This is a genomic window from Micromonospora sp. MH33 (genome assembly GCF_003013775.1).
GTDB classification, from domain to species: domain Bacteria; phylum Actinomycetota; class Actinomycetes; order Mycobacteriales; family Micromonosporaceae; genus Micromonospora; species Micromonospora fulviviridis.
On the sequence record NZ_MUYZ01000038.1, the window covers coordinates 21,300 to 35,310 of the forward strand.

Genomic DNA, 14,011 nt, shown 5'->3' on the forward strand with positions numbered 1-14,011 from the left:
GCGGGACGGGAGGCGACCGATGTCGGCCAACCCGTTCCTTGACCGCGCACTGGTCCATGGCGACCTCTACCGCGGCGCCGCCCGGCTCGTGCACCGCACCCAGGCCCTGCACCAGGCCAAGATCAGCGGACGGGATGCCGCCGTCACGATCGCCGACCTGCTCGCCGCGCGGCTTCCACCCGATCCGGTGGTACTCGACATCGGCTGCGGACGCGGCACCACGGCCCTGCATTTGGCCACCCGGCTCCGTCCCCACCGCCTCGTCGCTGTCGACGCCTCAGCCGCGCTACTGACCGCCACCCGCGACCGCCTCGACGAGGCCGGCGCTGCCGCCTCCGTGGTCCGCGCCGACTTTCACCACCTACCCCTGCCAAATCGGGTAGCTGACGCGGCGGTCGCCGCGTTCTGCCTCTACCACTCGCCGACGCCGGCCACCGCCGTCGCGGAGATCGCCCGCTGCCTACGCCCCGGCGGCACCGCTGTCCTGGTCACCAAATCGCTGGACAGCTACGTCGAATTCGACCATCTCGTCCATGCCGCCGGTCTCGACCCGCACGCCAGGCAACGACCGAGCCTCTACGAAAGCTTCCACAGCGGCAACCTGCACGAGATCGCCACCACCAGCCTGACCGTGCTCGACATTCGGCATGAAGAACATGTCTTCCGCTTCGCCGACGCGGCACACCTGGCTCAGTATCTCGCCACCACACCGAAATACCGGATCACCCCGGCGGGCGGAGCCGTCGCCCTCGCCGCGATCCTGCGGCAACGGCTGCCGGCTCCGCCATACACGGCGCGGTCCACCGTCAGCTTCGCCGTGGCGGTACGGCTATGAGCGGCGGGATCTTCGTCAAGCGATACGACGACCCGGAGCGCTGCTCCGCCGCTGCCGCCCATCACGCCTGGCTCACCAGCCTGGACGCCGATGTACGCCTCCCGCGCCTACTGGCGCGCGACGCGCGGCATCTGATCTTCGAGCGCCTGCCGGGGCACACACTGGAGGTCGCTGACCTGCCACGGGTAGCAGCGACGCTCGGCCGCCTGCACGCTGCCGCACACGGGCGCGAACTTCACGCGGCCCGGCTCAACCAACCCCACACCACGGCGACCGGGTTGGTGATCCCGGACTTCGCCAACCCACGCCGCGCGGCCCTGCACCGCGCTGCCGCTGCCGCGGGCGTCGACGCGGCGGCAGTGGGCACCCTACTCGATCGCCCCAGCCCGCCAACAGCCTTCTACAAGGACCCGAACATTCGGAACTACCTCGTGGACGGCGAAGACATCGCCGTCGTCGACTTCGACGACCTGACCCTCGCCCCCTTCGGCTACGACCTCGCCGGACTGCTCGTCACCGCCTCCATGACCTACGGCCGCCTCGACGAACAGACCCTCGCCTACTGCGTTGACGCCTACCGTGCCGCAGCGGCACCCCATCCGTTCCACGCCGCTGACCTGCACCAATTCGCCGAGCTGCACCACCTGCTGACACTCCGCTACCTCGGCCGCAACGGCTACCGGCACCCCTGGCCCGCTGTCCGGCCCTGGCCCGATCCGTTCTCACGGAGCTGACCACACCGCAAGGAGCCCCCGGATGGTCCCCACCACCGAACTCGTCATCGCCCGCCACGGCGAAGCCGCCTGCAACGTCGCCGGCATCGTCGGCGGCGAACGCGGCTGCACCGGACTCACCGCCCTCGGCCGCGATGAGGTCGTACAACTCGCCGCCCGCCTGGCCGACGAGCACTCACACCGGCCATACGCCGCCTTCTACGCCACCCCACGGCTTCGCGTGCTCGAAACCGCCGAGATCATCACGCGAGCCCTACACCTGCCTGCCACCATCGAACCCGAACTCCGTGGCCCGGACCATGGCAACGCCGACGGCCAGCCCTGGGCGGATGTCAAGACCGCCTTCCAGGGACCGCCCCAGCACGCTCCCGACCACCCGTACGCCCACGGCTCCGAAACCTGGAACCAGTACCTCGACCGGGCAGCGACCACCCTCCAGAAGATCCTCGCCAGACACAACGGCGAACGAATCCTCATTGCCGCCCACGGCGAAACCGTCGAGGCAGCCCACACCCTGCTCCTCGGCCTTCCCCAGAACGCCTGCCTTCGACTCGGCTTCGTCACCAACCACGCCTCGCTCACCCGGTGGCAGCAACCAACCAACCGCTTCGGCCGCACCATCTGGCAGCTCGTCACCCACAACGACACCCGGCACCTCAGGAACCCACGGTGACTGACCTCAACCTTCTCCTGAACCTCTGCCAGCGCCTCCTCGACGCCGACGCAGCACCCGTCGCCTGGCATCCCGGCCACGCCGGCACCCGCGCACTACGCGCCTCGACCGGCGCCCACGGTGAAGTCATCGTCAAGGTGCACCGCAGCCCGGAACGCCACATCCAGGAAGTCCACGCCTACCGCACCTGGATCCCCGCACTCGGCGACAGGGCACCCCGCCTGCTCGCCGCAGCGGACGACCCGCCCGCGATCGTGGTGACCGCCCTGCCAGGCGTCCCGCTCACCCAGCGTCAGCTCGACCCTGAGGCCGAGGAGAAGGCGTACCGGCAGGCAGGACAGCTACTCAAGACGCTGCATGCCGCCGGACCGCCCCGCCTCGAACCAGACTGGACCGCCTGGCTCGCCGAACGCGCCGAGTACTGGATCCACCACGCCGGAGACCAGATCGCGGCGAGCTACCGAGCCGAGGTACGCGCCCACATGCGAGCCCTCCGGGACCTCGCACCCCTGCCCGCCATGCCATGCCACTTGGATTTCATGCCACGAAACATGATCTACAGCGACGACGGGACCGTCGGGTTGATCGATTTCGAGCACAGCCACTACGACCTCGCCGCCCGCGACCTCGTACGACTCGCCACCCAGATTTGGCCGCTGCGCCCAGATCTACGTACGAGCTTCCTCGAAGCCTACGGCGAGCTCACAGCTACAGACCGGGCTGTAATACGCCATTGTGTCCACATCGACGTCCTGACGAAGCTGCCGCTCCAGCACGACGGCGCGCAGAGCTGGTCGCCGGGGCGCACGGCATGTCGGTCCTGAGCAGCTGAGTTGATTCCGCGTGACACCAGCCGTGCCTGGTGTTTCGACTGTCAACGAGTGGCACGAGCCGAGCGTTGGCCATGCCGGCTTGGCGTCGGTGCGCCAGGGAGCGGTCTGCTCCCAATCTGCTCCCAATTTAAGGGGCAACAGCGGAGAAGCCCGTTACCGGCGGTTGCGGTGACGGGCTTCTTACCTGCCTATATTCATCGTGGGCGATACTGGGATCGAACCAGTGACCTCTTCGGTGTGAACGAAGCGCTCTCCCGCTGAGCTAATCGCCCTCAGCGCCGATGACTCTACCTGATCGAGAGCGCGGACCAAAAACCGGGTCTCAGTGCGTCGCGAGGTAGTGCAGCGTCCGTGCCACGAGGTCGATGCCGAGGCTGTACTTGAGCGACAGCCACACCACTACCGACACGAACACCAGCCCGACGGCGCCCAGGGCGCAGCGCACGGGCAGCGACCGGCTGGTGACCCAGCGGGTCCAGGCGTTGACGTGCCGGCGGGTGAAGGCGAGCAGCCGCCGCGCCCAATGGAACTCGACGGCCCAGACGCCGAGGCCGGCGATCACCAGCAGCCAGCCGGGCCCGGGCAGCGGGATCAGCGCGACCCCGATGGTGACGACGACGGCGCCGAGCACGCCGATGAAGATCTTGAGGGCGACCCGGCCGGTGGGGTTGGCCCGGATCAGTTCGAGGGTGGTGTGCAGGCGCCCCCGCCATCCCGCCTGGCGCCGCTCCACGAGAGCGGTCCGCGGACCCCCTTCGACAGGCACCTCGTACCCCCGACTTTCGGCTGCTCGGGCCGCACCTTTCGGCGGGCCGGCCGTGGTCCTCGCTGCCACCGAGGAACCCCTCGTGACCATTTCCACCCCCAGTGTCGCCCGGGACCGTCACCCTCGCTGAGGACTGGACGTTACCGGAGTAAGTCGACGACTGAACCACCCGTTGCCGGGCGGGATGACGGATCGGGCGGAAGCGGAAATCCTACAAGAACTTTCACGTTCTCGAAGGCTTTCCGACCCCCTTCCCACCACTGGGTGAAGTCAGCGTATGGCGGAGCGTAGCCAGGAGCAGCACCTGAGTATGGGAAAAGCGGGACACGCGCGTTCCGCAGCGGTGCCGGGGGGAGAACGTCCATGAGTGTCATCCGACCGACGACCGTAGAGGTCGAGACGTCGCTAAGGCTCGTCGCGCCTGACGCCACCGCCTTGCCGGTGCGTGCCAGTCTGCGTTACGACCCTGCTGACCCGTATGCGGTCCATGTCCTGTTCCACGCCGAATCCGCCGGCGGCGAGGCGGTGAGCTGGTCGTTCGCCCGCGAACTGCTGGTCACCGGGCTCGACGAGCCGGCCGGCATCGGCGACGTCCGGGTCTGGCCGTGGGCCACCCCGCGCGGCGACTTCGTCGCGCTCGCGCTGTCGTCCCCGGACGGCAACGCCCTCTTCGAGGTCCCGCGCAGCGTGCTCGTGCGCTTCCTGCGCCGGACCTACGTCGTCGTCCCGCGCGGCCGCGAGGCCGAGCACCTGGACGTCGACACGGCGGTGAACCGGCTGCTCGCCGGCCGCTGACACGGCACACCGGGGCCGCGCGGATCTGCCGAGTCCGCGCGGCCCCGGCCCGTCAGTGCAGGGGTACGCCGCGAGCGGCTCAGCCGTGCGTGGTGATCCCGCCGTCGACCGGGATCACCGCCCCGGTGAGGTACGCGCCGGCCCGCGACGACAGGTAGATCGCGGTGCCCGCCATGTCCTCGGGGCGGCCGATCCGGCCCAGCGGCACCTGCTGCTCGATGGCCGCCCGGGAGGCCGGGTCGTCCAGCGCGAAGGCCATCATCTTGCTCTCGAACGGCCCCGGCGCGATCGCGTTCATCGTGATCTGCTCGCCGGCGAGCTGGTGGGCGAGGCTGCGGGTGAGCATGTGCACGGCCGCCTTGGTCGCCGAGTAGGCGTACACCTCCATCCACGGCACCCGGATGCCGTCGATCGAGCCGATGTTGATCACGCGGGCCGGGTCGTCGGGGCCGGCTGCCGCGCGCAGCGCCGGCAGCAGCGCGGTGGTGAGCCGGAAGACGGCCTTGACGTTGACCGCCCAGAGCTTGTCGAACGCGGTCTCCGGGTACGACTCCAGCGGCGCGCCCCAGGTGGCGCCGGCGTTGTTGACCAGCACGTCGAGCCGGTCGGTGCGCTCCCGCACGGCCCGGGCCAGCCCGAGCGCGCCCTCGTCGTCGCCCAGGTCGGCGGGGATCGCCTCGCAGTGCCCCTCGGCGGAGAGTTCCTTGGCCACGGCCTCGCACACGTCGGCCTTGCGCGAGGAGATGATGACCTTGGCGCCGGCCCGCACGAAGCCCCGGGCGATCATCAGGCCGATCCCCCGTGAGCCGCCGGTGACCAGGACCGTCTTGCCTTCGACCGAGAACAGATCCGTCATGCCCATCCCATCGCCGGTGTGCGGGGCCGCGGGCCGGTCGGGCCAGCCCGGGCGCTACCGATCGGTAACCTAACCGTCCCCGGTCAGTGCCGACAAGACCGGCCGAAACCGTCGAGATGCAAGGTGCGCGGCGGGCGGTTACCGTCGGGACGATGGTCACTACCGGTCAGCCCTCCCCGGCCACCCGCACCGACCTGGCCGCGCCCGGCGTGGACACCGACGAGATCGTCACCGGTGCGCTCAGCGACCTCGCGCCCGCGTCCGGCTGGTCGCGGCCGGTCCTGCTCGACGCCGACCTGCTGATCCTGGTCACCCACGGCCACGGCAGCGCCGAGCTGGACTTCCGCGCGCTGCCCTGCCGCCCGGGCACGCTGCTGCGGGCCCGCCCCGGACAGGTGCTGCGCTGCCTCGGCCCGCAGCTCGACGCGACCGTGGTGCGCTGGGGTCCGGAGACGCTGCGCGGCCTCAACGTCGACCCGGACGCGGTGCCGGCGTACCGGCAGCTCGCCGGGGAGGACGAGGACGCGGTGATCAGCGAGGTGACCCAGCTGGCGGTGGACGCCGACCGGCACGCCGAAATCCCGGCCGCCGCGGCGCTGCTGCGCCACCAGCTCGCCGTGCTGCTGCTGCGGCTGAGCCTGCTCCCGGGCGGCGAGGAGCGGGCCACGCCGCGGGCCGAGACGGAGACCTTCCGGCGGCTGTGCCGGGAGGTGGAGCGCGGCTACCGGCACACCCGCCGGGTGGAGGACTACGCGGCCCAGCTCGGCTGCTCGGTGCGTACCCTGACCCGGGCCTGCCTGGCGGTGACCGGCCGCAGCGCCAAGCAGGTGATCGACGAGCGGGTGGCGTTGCAGGCCAGCCGGCTGCTCGCCGCCACCGACGAGCCGATCGCCCGGATCGGCCGGCGGCTCGGCTTCCCCGAGCCGACCAACTTCGGTCGCTTCTTCACCCGCGAGGTCGGGGTGAGCCCCGGGGCCTTCCGGGCCGCCCGGGAGCAACCGCTGCCCGTCCGCATGGTGCGCCCTCGCCCGCCCGCCGACTCCCCCGCCCCCGCCGTCCGGGCATGATGGCAGGGTGCAGATCTCCGCGCGCGGCGACTACGCGGTCCGGGCCGCACTGAGCCTGGCCACCGCGTACCCCACCCTGCTGTCCACCCAGGCCATCGCGGCGGAGCAGGACATGCCCCGCAAGTTCCTCGAGGCGGTCCTGGCGGACCTGCGCCGGGCCGGGATCGTCCGGGCCCAGCGCGGCGCCGAGGGCGGCTACACCCTGGCCCGGCCGCCGCGCGACATCACCATCGGGCAGATCCTGCGCGCCGTCGACGGCCCGCTCGCCGGGGTACGCGGGCTGCGCCCCGAGGAGACGCGGTACGAGGGCGCGGCGGAGAACCTGCCGCGGCTCTGGGTGGCCGTCCGTGCCGCCGTCCGGCAGGTGGTCGACGAGGTGAGCCTGGCCGAGATGGCCAGCGGGAAGCTCCCCGGCCACGTCCGCAAGCTGATCGCCCGCCCCGACGCCTGGGAGCCCCGCTGACGCCTCAGAGGGTGTCGACCACCTCGGCGTAGTCGAGCCGGGGCAGCCGCTCCCGCCACGCGTCCGGCGCCGGCCGGCCGATGTTCATGAGCAGCAGCACCCGGTGCCGGCCGTCCGGGAAGAACTCCCGCTCCACCCCGGCCGCGTCGAACCCGGCCATCGGGCCGGCGGCCAGCCCGGCGGCGCGTACCCCGACCAGCAGGTAGCCGATCTGGAGCGCCGCGTTCAACCGGGCCTGGGCCTCGCGGCCGGCCCGGTCGCCGGCGAACCAGTCCCGCGCGCCGGGCCGGTGCGGGAACAGCTCGGGCAGCCGGTCGTGCCAGTCCACGTCGGCGGCGAGCACCGCGGTCAGCGGCGCCCCCGCCGTCTTGTCCCGGTTGCCGGCGCTGAGGTACGGCAGCAGCCGGGCCCGGGCCGGCGCCGAGCGCAGCAGCAGCACCCGCAGCGGCTGGGCGTTCAGCGCGGTCGGGCCGTGACGGACCAGGTCGTGGATCGCCCGGACCTGCTCCTCGTCGACCGGTTCGTCAGTGAACGCGTTGGCCGTCCGGGCCGCCCGGAACAGCAGGTCCTGGGCGGCCCGGTCGAGCGCGAGCAGTTCGCCGGCGGGTGCGCTCACCACGTCTCCGGCCAGGCGCCGAGGGTGGTGGTGTAGCCGCCGCGGTGGTGCACCAGCGGGTCGCCGTCCTCGCCCGCGCCGAGCGCCAGGGGCTCGGCGAGCACGAGGGTGTGGTCGCCGGCCTCGATCCGGCGGACCACCCGGCAGAGCAGCACGGCCAGGGCGTCGCCGATCAGCGGCACCCCGAACGGGCCGGTCTCCCAGCCGGGGTGGGCGGCGAACCGGTCGATCCCGCTGGTGGCGAAGATCCGCGCCACCTCCTGCTGGCCGGAGGCGAGCAGGTGCACGGCCACGTGCTCGGCGCGGGCCACCGTCGGCCAGCTCGACGACTCGCGGCCCAGGCAGAAGGAGACCAGCGGCGGGTCCAGCGACACCGAGGTGAACGAGGTGGCGGTGAAGCCGGCCGGGGGCAGCGACGGCAGGTGCCGGCCGCCGGACAGGCCGGGCGTGGTGACCACGGTGACCGTGGACGCCTGACGGCGCAGCAGGCCGCGGAACGTGTCGGCGTCAACGGGACGCAGCTCGACGGTGCCGGCACCGGGCCGGTCCACGGTGGTCACGCGGTCACCAGCTCTCCGGCGGCGTAGGTGCTCGCGGGGCGGGGCAGCCCGTAGTGCTCGCGCAGGGTACGGCCGGCGTACTCGTGCCGGAACAGGCCGCGCCGGCGCAGCAGCGGAACGACGTGGTCCACGAAGGCCTCCAGTCCGTGGGGCAGCAGGGGTGGCATGACGTTGAAGCCGTCGGCGGCGCCCTGGGTGAACCAGAGCTCGATCTGGTCGGCGATCTGCTCCGGGGTGCCGGCGACGACCCGGTGCCCGCGACCCCCGCCGAGCCGGCCGATGAGCTGCCGGATGGTGAGCTTCTCCCGGCGGGCCAGCTCGACCACGAGCTGGTAGCGGCTCTGGTGGGACTGCACGGCGGAGACGTCGGGCAGGTCGGGCAGCGGCCCGTCCAGCGGCAGCCCGGTGAGATCGAGACCGGTCATGCCGGAGAGCTGGGCGAGGGCGTGCTCGGGCACGATCAGCGCCTCCAGCTCGTCGGCCAGGGCACGGGCCTCGGACTCCGTACCCCCGATCACCGGCGCGATGCCGGGCAGCACCTTGACCCCGTCGGGGTCCCGGCCGGCGGCGACCGTCGCGCGCCGGAGCTCGGCGTAGAACGCCTGGCCGTCGGCGAGGGTCTGCTGGGCGGTGAAGACGGCCTCGGCGTAGCGGGCGGCGAACGCGACGCCGTCGGCGGACGAGCCGGCCTGCACGAGCAGCGGCCGGCCCTGCGGCGGGCGGGGGGTGTTCAGCGGCCCGTGCACCCGGAACCGCTCGCCGTGGTGCGCGATCTCGTGCACCCGGTCGGTGTCGGCGAAGACGCCGGCCGCGGTGTCGAGGACCAGCGCATCGTCCTCCCAGCTGTCCCAGAGCTTGATCGCCACGTCGACGAACTCGGCGGCCCGCCGGTACCGCTCGGCGTGCTCCGGGTGGTCGTCGAGGTTGAAGTTGCGGGCCTCCCGGGCCTGCGCGGAGGTGACGATGTTCCAGCCGGCCCGTCCGCCGCTGAGGTGGTCCAGCGAGGCGAACTTGCGGGCCAGGTTGAACGGCTCGTTGTAGGTGGTGGAGGCGGTCGCGATCAGGCCGATGTGCTCGGTGACCGTGGCCAGCGCGGCGAGCAGGGTAAGGGGCTCGAAGACGGCCTGGATGTTGTGCCGGACGGCCGGGCCGACGGCGAGCCCGTCGGCGAGGAACACCGAGTCGAGGGTGCCCCGCTCGGCGATCCGGGCCAGCTCCTGGAAGTGCTTCACGTCGGCGACCCGGCCCGGGTCGGTACGCGGGTGCCGCCAGGCCGCCTCATGGTGGCCGACACCCATCAGGAACGCGTTGAGGTGCAGGGTTCGGGACATGGGGATTCCTCTCAGGCGGTGACGTCGACGCGCCAGGTGGAGAAGCGGCGTTCCCCGGCGACGAGGAGTTGGTTGACGACCAGGCCGATGGCGGAGATCGTGATGATCCCGGCGTACATGTCGGGGATCGCGAAGTTGTACTGGGCGTAGTTGATGAGGTAGCCGAGCCCCGCCTTGGCGCCGACCATCTCGGCGGCGACCAGCACGAGGATCGAGTACGCCCCGGCGAGCCGGACGCCGGTGAAGATGGTCGGCACGGCCGCCGGCAGGATCACCTTCTGGAACAGCCGCAGGTGGTTGAGCCCCATCGAGCGGGCCGAGCGGACCAGCAGCGGATCCACCCCCTTCACCCCGGCGATGGTGTTCAGCAGGATCGGCCAGGAGCAGGCGTAGACCACCAGGGCGATCTTGGAGGTCTCGCCCAGGCCGAGGATGAGCACGAAGACCGGCAGCAGCGCCAGCGCGGCGGTGTTGCGGAAGACCTCCAGCAGCGGGCTGAGCAGGTCGGCGAGGGGCCGGTACCAGCCGATCAGCAGGCCGAGCGGGATGGCGGCGGCCACGGCCAGGGCCAGCCCGGTGAGCGAGCGGGTCAGGCTCGCGCCGACGTGGTCGGCGAGCTGCCCGTTGCGCAGCAGCGTCCACCAGGCGGTCAGCACCTCGGACAGCGGGGGCAGGAAGACCCGGTCGACCAGCCCGGCGCGGGGTGCGGTCTCCCAGACCGCGGCCAGGGCCAGCAGGGCGACGCTGCGGTGCAGGGCCCGGCCGCCGAGCCCGAGCAGCCGTCCGGGCAGGGCGGGCGCGGCGGCGGGGGCCGCCGGGGACACTGCGGGCCGGGCCGCCGTGGCGGCGGGCCGTTCGGCGATGTCAACCAACGCGGGCCTCCTCTCGTACGGCGGACTGGGCGGCCCGCACCTCGTCGCGCAGCAGCGTCCAGATCTGGTGCCGGTGGTGCCGGAAGGCGTCGGAGGAGCGGACGTCCTCCTCGGCCTCCCGGTCGCCCAGCTCGATCTCGATGACCTCCTTGATCCGCCCGGGGCGGGAGGTCATCACGGCGACCCGCTGGCCCAGGTGGACGGCCTCGTCGATGCCGTGGGTGATGAAGACGATGGTCTTGCCGGTGGCCTGCCAGATCCGGACCAGCTCGTCCTGGAGCGAGTCGCGGGTCTGCGCGTCGAGCGCCGCGAACGGCTCGTCCATGAGCAGCACGTCGGGGTCGTACGCGAGGCTGCGGGCGATGGCCACCCGCTGTTTCATGCCGCCGGAGAGCTCGTGCGGGTAGCGGTCGGCGAACCCGGCGAGCCCGACCAGGTCGAGGTGGTGGGTGATGAGGTCGGCGCGCTCCGCGCGCGGCACGCCCTTGGCCTCCAGTCCGAACGCGACGTTGCCGGCGGCGGTGCGCCAGGGCAGCAGCGCGTACTGCTGGAAGACGATGCCCCGGTCGAGGCCGGGCCCGGTGACCGGGCGGCCGTCCACCAGCACCTGCCCGCCGGTCGGGGTGGAGAGCCCGCCGAGCAGGTCGAGCAGGGTGGACTTGCCGCAGCCGCTGGGACCGACGACGACCAGGAACTCGCCGGGGCGTACCCCGAGGGTCAGCTCGTCGAGCGCGGTGACCGCGCCGCCGCTGCCCCGCCGGCCCGGGAAGACCTTCGTCACCCGGTCGAAAAGGATCTTGTCGGTGCTCACGCGCCACCGCCGGCGGTGGCGAACTCGTTGAACCTGTTGGTGTAGAGGTCGGCGGGCTTCGGCCGGTCGCCCTTGAGCTCACCGGCGTCGGCCAGCCAGTCGATCCAGGTGGCGAACTCCCGGTCGCTGATCAGACCGCCCTTCCCGGCCACCCCGCTGGACTTCCAGTACCTCACCAGCGAGGGGTCCTCGTTGCGGCCGCGCTTGGCGATGATGGACTCCAGCCGGGCGATGACGGTCTCCCGGGGTTGGGTCCGCGCCCACTCGATGGCCTTGCCCACCCCGGTGACGAACGCCCGGACGGTCTCCGGGTTGCGCCTGATGAAGTCGTCCCGGAAGACGTAGCTGCCCCCGCTGAACGCGCCGAGCAGCTCGTAGTCGGTGAAGACGGTGCGGACGCCGCCGGCGGCGACGGCCTTGTCCCGGATCACGCCGCCGAGCACCGCGACGTCGATCTGCCGCTGCCGCAGCGACTGCTCGATGTTGACCGGGGGCAGCGCGACCAGCTCGACCTTGGCGATCTCGGCCGGGGTGAGGCCGCCCTTGGCCAGCCACGTCTTGAGCACCGCCTCGGCGTGCGCGCCGAGCGTGTTCATGCCGACCTTCTTGCCGATCAGGTCGCGGGGCCCGTGGATCGGGCTGTCCTGAAGGACGTAGTAGCCCTGGAAGGTCTGGGCGTCGGAGCCGTAGTAGGCGACCACGGCGGTGATCGGGGCGTTCGCGGCCCGGAGCTTGACGATGGCGCCGTTGAAGGCGCCGCCGAAGTCGGTCTGGCCGGTGGCGGTGGCCTGGATGTCGGCGGGGCCGCCGGTGACGTTGCCGATCCACTTGAGCTTGACGTCGCCGAGGTAGCCGAGGTCGGCGGCGAGTTCGGGGAGGGTCACCTGGCCGACCGAGCCCTGGTAGCGCAGCTGGGTGGTCTGCCGGCCGCCGGCGGCGGCGTCGGCGCCGCAGCCCGTGGCGGCGGTGAGGGCGAGCAGGGTGACGGCGGCGGCGACGGTACGCCGCAGCGACTGACGGGTCGAGGGCATGGAGAGGTCTCCTGATCTGTCCACGATGCGGTGGCGAGGGCCCGCGAGGGGCGCGTGAGCGCGCCGCTGCCGGCCGGGCCACGATGCGCCGGCGACGGGAGCGGACGAGCGGAGGAGATACGACGACCGAGAGCGGTCAGCTCAACAGAGCGCGCTCGCGTGCCGGACCAGGTCGACGTGCACGCGAGCGGTGAGGAGAAGCTCGTCCCGCTGCGACATGACCTCATGTTGCCGACCGATCTGCGCGCCGGTCAATGCTCTTCCATAGAGTGAGACCTGTGTCGCTGGCATTGTTACGACCCGTCGCCACCAGCATTTACCGCCCCTTAACACCTACCCGTTGAATAGAGATTGTGGCGGGCGGGACGGGCATCGTCCAGACCGGATCCGACCGGGTTTCGCAAACCGCCCTTTCGGGCATGTTCGATCCCGCAGACGCAGGGAGACGAAGGAGGACCCCATGGGCATCCAGTTCCGCAAGCGCAAGAAGTACGGTCCGGTGATCCTTCACTTCACCGAGAACGGCTTCTCGTCGTGGAGCATCAAGATCGGTCGGTGGTCGTGGAACTCCAACACCCGCGCCCACCGCGTGGACCTGCCGGGGCCGCTCTCCTGGAAGCAGGACAAGACCCGGGCGTGACGCCCCGACGTCGAGCGGGGTGCCGGTGGTTCACCGGCACCCCGCTCGACGTCCGGGCTTCGCCGTTCCGCCGACGGGCAGCCCGTCCGGGCGGAGAATCGCGGAGTGGCGGACCAGTCCTTCCGGCGGGAGCGGCGGCGGGCCGCGGTGGCCGTCGCGCTGCTGCTGCTCGCCTACTTCGTCGTCCCCGTCGAGCCGGACCCGAACGGCCTGCGGCTGGCCCTGCGCTCCGCCGGCACCCTGGTCCTGGTGGTCGTGGTCGCGTTCCTGGTCACCGGCCAGGTACGCCGCCAGCTCGCCGCCACCCAGCCGACCGGCGACGCGGAGATCCGGGCGCTGATCCGGCTCGCCGTCGCGCTCATCGCCGGGCTGCTGGTCTTCGCCCTCGCCGACTACGTGGTGGCCAACAGCCGCCCCGGCGAGTTCGTCGGCCTGCGGACCCGGGTCGACGCGCTCTACTTCGCGCTGGCCACCCTGACCACGGTCGGCTACGGCGACGTCAACGCGGAGGGGCAGATCGCCCGGGTGGTGGTCTGCGCGCAGATGGTCTTCAGCATCGGGGTGATCGCCACCGGCGCGTCCATCGTGGTCAAGCAGATGACCCGGCGACCCCGCCCGAACCGGCGCTGATCACCACGTCGCCACCGAGGCGGCCGTGCCCGGGGTCGCGGGTCACCGCGCCGGCGGCGAGCAGCGAGGCGAGCGCCCGGTTCGCGTCGGCGGCCCGGTAGACGGTCGACGTGGCGGCGAAGCGGCGCAGCTCGGTCACCGTACGCGGACCGGACCGGGCGAGTTCGGCCAGCAGTTCGCGGCGCAGCGGGCCGGGCTCGGGATCGAGGCTGATGTCGAGCAGCCGCCCCGCCGGATCGGCCGGGTCGCGGTAGCGCACCCCGGCGTACTCGTCGACCGCCCAGAGGGCGTCCTTGACCGTCTCCAGGCCCCGGTCGGAGGCGGTGGCGTAGCCGAGCAGCCGGGCCGGCCCGCCGTCGGCCGGCACCAGCTCGACCTCGGTGACCAGCGGGAAGCCGGCCGCGGTCAGCGCCGGGCGCAGCGACCGGCCGGGCGCGGTGACCAGCAGCACCTCGGCCGGGCGGCCGGACGCGGCGGCGGCCAGCAGGGCCCGGTCGG

Annotated in this window: 17 protein-coding genes, 1 tRNA gene and 1 pseudogene; 9 read left to right on the plus strand and 10 right to left on the minus strand. The window is 72.2% G+C overall.

Annotation, left to right across the window (positions count from 1 at the left end; genetic code table 11):
• The first annotated feature begins 19 nt into the window (after positions 1–19).
• Genes B0E53_RS09170 through B0E53_RS09185 form a run of 4 tightly spaced genes read left to right on the plus strand, consistent with a single transcriptional unit; the run spans position 20 to position 3,066 of the window.
• Positions 20–835 carry a class I SAM-dependent methyltransferase gene (locus B0E53_RS09170; RefSeq protein WP_107075629.1) on the plus strand — a complete coding sequence of 272 codons (816 nt, stop codon included), beginning with the start codon at positions 20–22 and terminating at the stop codon, positions 833–835.
• Entirely contained in the window at positions 832–1,569 is a 738-nt protein-coding gene (locus B0E53_RS09175; RefSeq protein WP_107075630.1) for a phosphotransferase, read from the plus strand. Before B0E53_RS09170 ends, B0E53_RS09175 begins: the two co-directional genes overlap by 4 nt.
• A 22-nt stretch (positions 1,570–1,591) precedes the next feature.
• Positions 1,592–2,242: a histidine phosphatase family protein gene (locus B0E53_RS09180; RefSeq protein ID WP_107075631.1), complete on the plus strand. Its 651-nt coding sequence runs from the start codon at positions 1,592–1,594 to the stop codon at positions 2,240–2,242.
• Positions 2,239–3,066, plus strand: a complete 828-nt coding sequence (locus B0E53_RS09185; protein ID WP_246835308.1) for an aminoglycoside phosphotransferase family protein — start codon at positions 2,239–2,241, stop codon at positions 3,064–3,066. Before B0E53_RS09180 ends, B0E53_RS09185 begins: the two co-directional genes overlap by 4 nt.
• Positions 3,067–3,275: 209 nt before the next feature.
• Here B0E53_RS09185 and B0E53_RS09190 read toward each other — a convergent pair.
• Both B0E53_RS09190 and B0E53_RS09195 read right to left on the minus strand, forming a co-directional pair.
• Positions 3,276–3,347, minus strand: a tRNA-Val gene (locus tag B0E53_RS09190).
• A gap of 50 nt (positions 3,348–3,397) precedes the next feature.
• Complete coding sequence (locus B0E53_RS09195; protein ID WP_107075632.1) at positions 3,398–3,931, minus strand: TIGR02611 family protein; 534 nt, start codon at positions 3,929–3,931, stop codon at positions 3,398–3,400.
• A 273-nt stretch (positions 3,932–4,204) separates the two neighbouring features.
• Between B0E53_RS09195 and B0E53_RS09200 the strand changes: the two genes are divergently transcribed.
• Positions 4,205–4,636: an SsgA family sporulation/cell division regulator gene (locus B0E53_RS09200; RefSeq protein ID WP_007457244.1), complete on the plus strand. Its 432-nt coding sequence runs from the start codon at positions 4,205–4,207 to the stop codon at positions 4,634–4,636.
• A 79-nt stretch (positions 4,637–4,715) separates the two neighbouring features.
• Here B0E53_RS09200 and B0E53_RS09205 read toward each other — a convergent pair whose 3' ends face one another.
• Positions 4,716–5,492, minus strand: a complete 777-nt coding sequence (locus B0E53_RS09205) for an SDR family oxidoreductase (protein ID WP_107075645.1) — start codon at positions 5,490–5,492, stop codon at positions 4,716–4,718.
• A 152-nt stretch (positions 5,493–5,644) separates the two neighbouring features.
• On the opposite strand from B0E53_RS09205, the gene B0E53_RS09210 reads away from it, so the two are divergent.
• Positions 5,645–6,559, plus strand: coding sequence for an AraC family transcriptional regulator (locus B0E53_RS09210; protein WP_107075633.1), 915 nt, complete (start codon positions 5,645–5,647; stop codon positions 6,557–6,559).
• A 7-nt stretch (positions 6,560–6,566) separates the two neighbouring features.
• Positions 6,567–7,022: an Rrf2 family transcriptional regulator gene (locus tag B0E53_RS09215; protein WP_107075634.1), complete on the plus strand. Its 456-nt coding sequence runs from the start codon at positions 6,567–6,569 to the stop codon at positions 7,020–7,022.
• 4 nt (positions 7,023–7,026) lie between these two features.
• On the opposite strand, the gene B0E53_RS09220 is transcribed toward B0E53_RS09215, so the two are convergent.
• Genes B0E53_RS09220 through B0E53_RS09245 form a run of 6 tightly spaced genes read right to left on the minus strand, consistent with a single transcriptional unit; the run spans position 7,027 to position 12,243 of the window.
• On the minus strand, positions 7,027–7,638 hold the full coding sequence (locus B0E53_RS09220; RefSeq protein ID WP_107075635.1) for a malonic semialdehyde reductase: 612 nt from the start codon (positions 7,636–7,638) through the stop codon (positions 7,027–7,029).
• The gene (locus B0E53_RS09225) at positions 7,635–8,198 is read right to left on the minus strand and encodes a flavin reductase family protein (protein WP_107075636.1); all 564 of its coding nucleotides are present in this window, start codon (positions 8,196–8,198) and stop codon (positions 7,635–7,637) included. The genes B0E53_RS09220 and B0E53_RS09225 overlap by 4 nt, the downstream gene beginning before the upstream one ends.
• A complete protein-coding gene (locus tag B0E53_RS09230; RefSeq protein WP_210406006.1) occupies positions 8,195–9,529 on the minus strand; it encodes an LLM class flavin-dependent oxidoreductase in 1,335 nt (444 codons plus the stop codon). Before B0E53_RS09230 ends, B0E53_RS09225 begins: the two co-directional genes overlap by 4 nt.
• A gap of 11 nt (positions 9,530–9,540) precedes the next feature.
• Positions 9,541–10,401, minus strand: a complete 861-nt coding sequence (locus B0E53_RS09235; RefSeq protein WP_107075637.1) for an ABC transporter permease — start codon at positions 10,399–10,401, stop codon at positions 9,541–9,543.
• Complete coding sequence (locus tag B0E53_RS09240) at positions 10,394–11,212, minus strand: ABC transporter ATP-binding protein (RefSeq protein ID WP_107075638.1); 819 nt, start codon at positions 11,210–11,212, stop codon at positions 10,394–10,396. The genes B0E53_RS09235 and B0E53_RS09240 overlap by 8 nt, the downstream gene beginning before the upstream one ends.
• Positions 11,209–12,243: an ABC transporter substrate-binding protein gene (locus B0E53_RS09245; protein ID WP_107075639.1), complete on the minus strand. Its 1,035-nt coding sequence runs from the start codon at positions 12,241–12,243 to the stop codon at positions 11,209–11,211. The genes B0E53_RS09240 and B0E53_RS09245 overlap by 4 nt, the downstream gene beginning before the upstream one ends.
• 460 nt (positions 12,244–12,703) lie before the next feature.
• On the opposite strand from B0E53_RS09245, the gene B0E53_RS09250 reads away from it, so the two are divergent.
• On the plus strand, positions 12,704–12,883 hold the full coding sequence (locus B0E53_RS09250) for a DUF4236 domain-containing protein (RefSeq protein ID WP_107075640.1): 180 nt from the start codon (positions 12,704–12,706) through the stop codon (positions 12,881–12,883).
• Positions 12,884–12,988: 105 nt separating this feature from the next.
• The gene (locus B0E53_RS09255; protein WP_107075641.1) at positions 12,989–13,513 is read left to right on the plus strand and encodes a potassium channel family protein; all 525 of its coding nucleotides are present in this window, start codon (positions 12,989–12,991) and stop codon (positions 13,511–13,513) included.
• On the opposite strand, the pseudogene B0E53_RS09260 reads toward B0E53_RS09255, so the two are convergent.
• A pseudogene (locus tag B0E53_RS09260) lies at positions 13,473–14,011 on the minus strand (hypothetical protein); the annotation flags it as partial. The gene B0E53_RS09255 and the pseudogene B0E53_RS09260 overlap by 41 nt on opposite strands.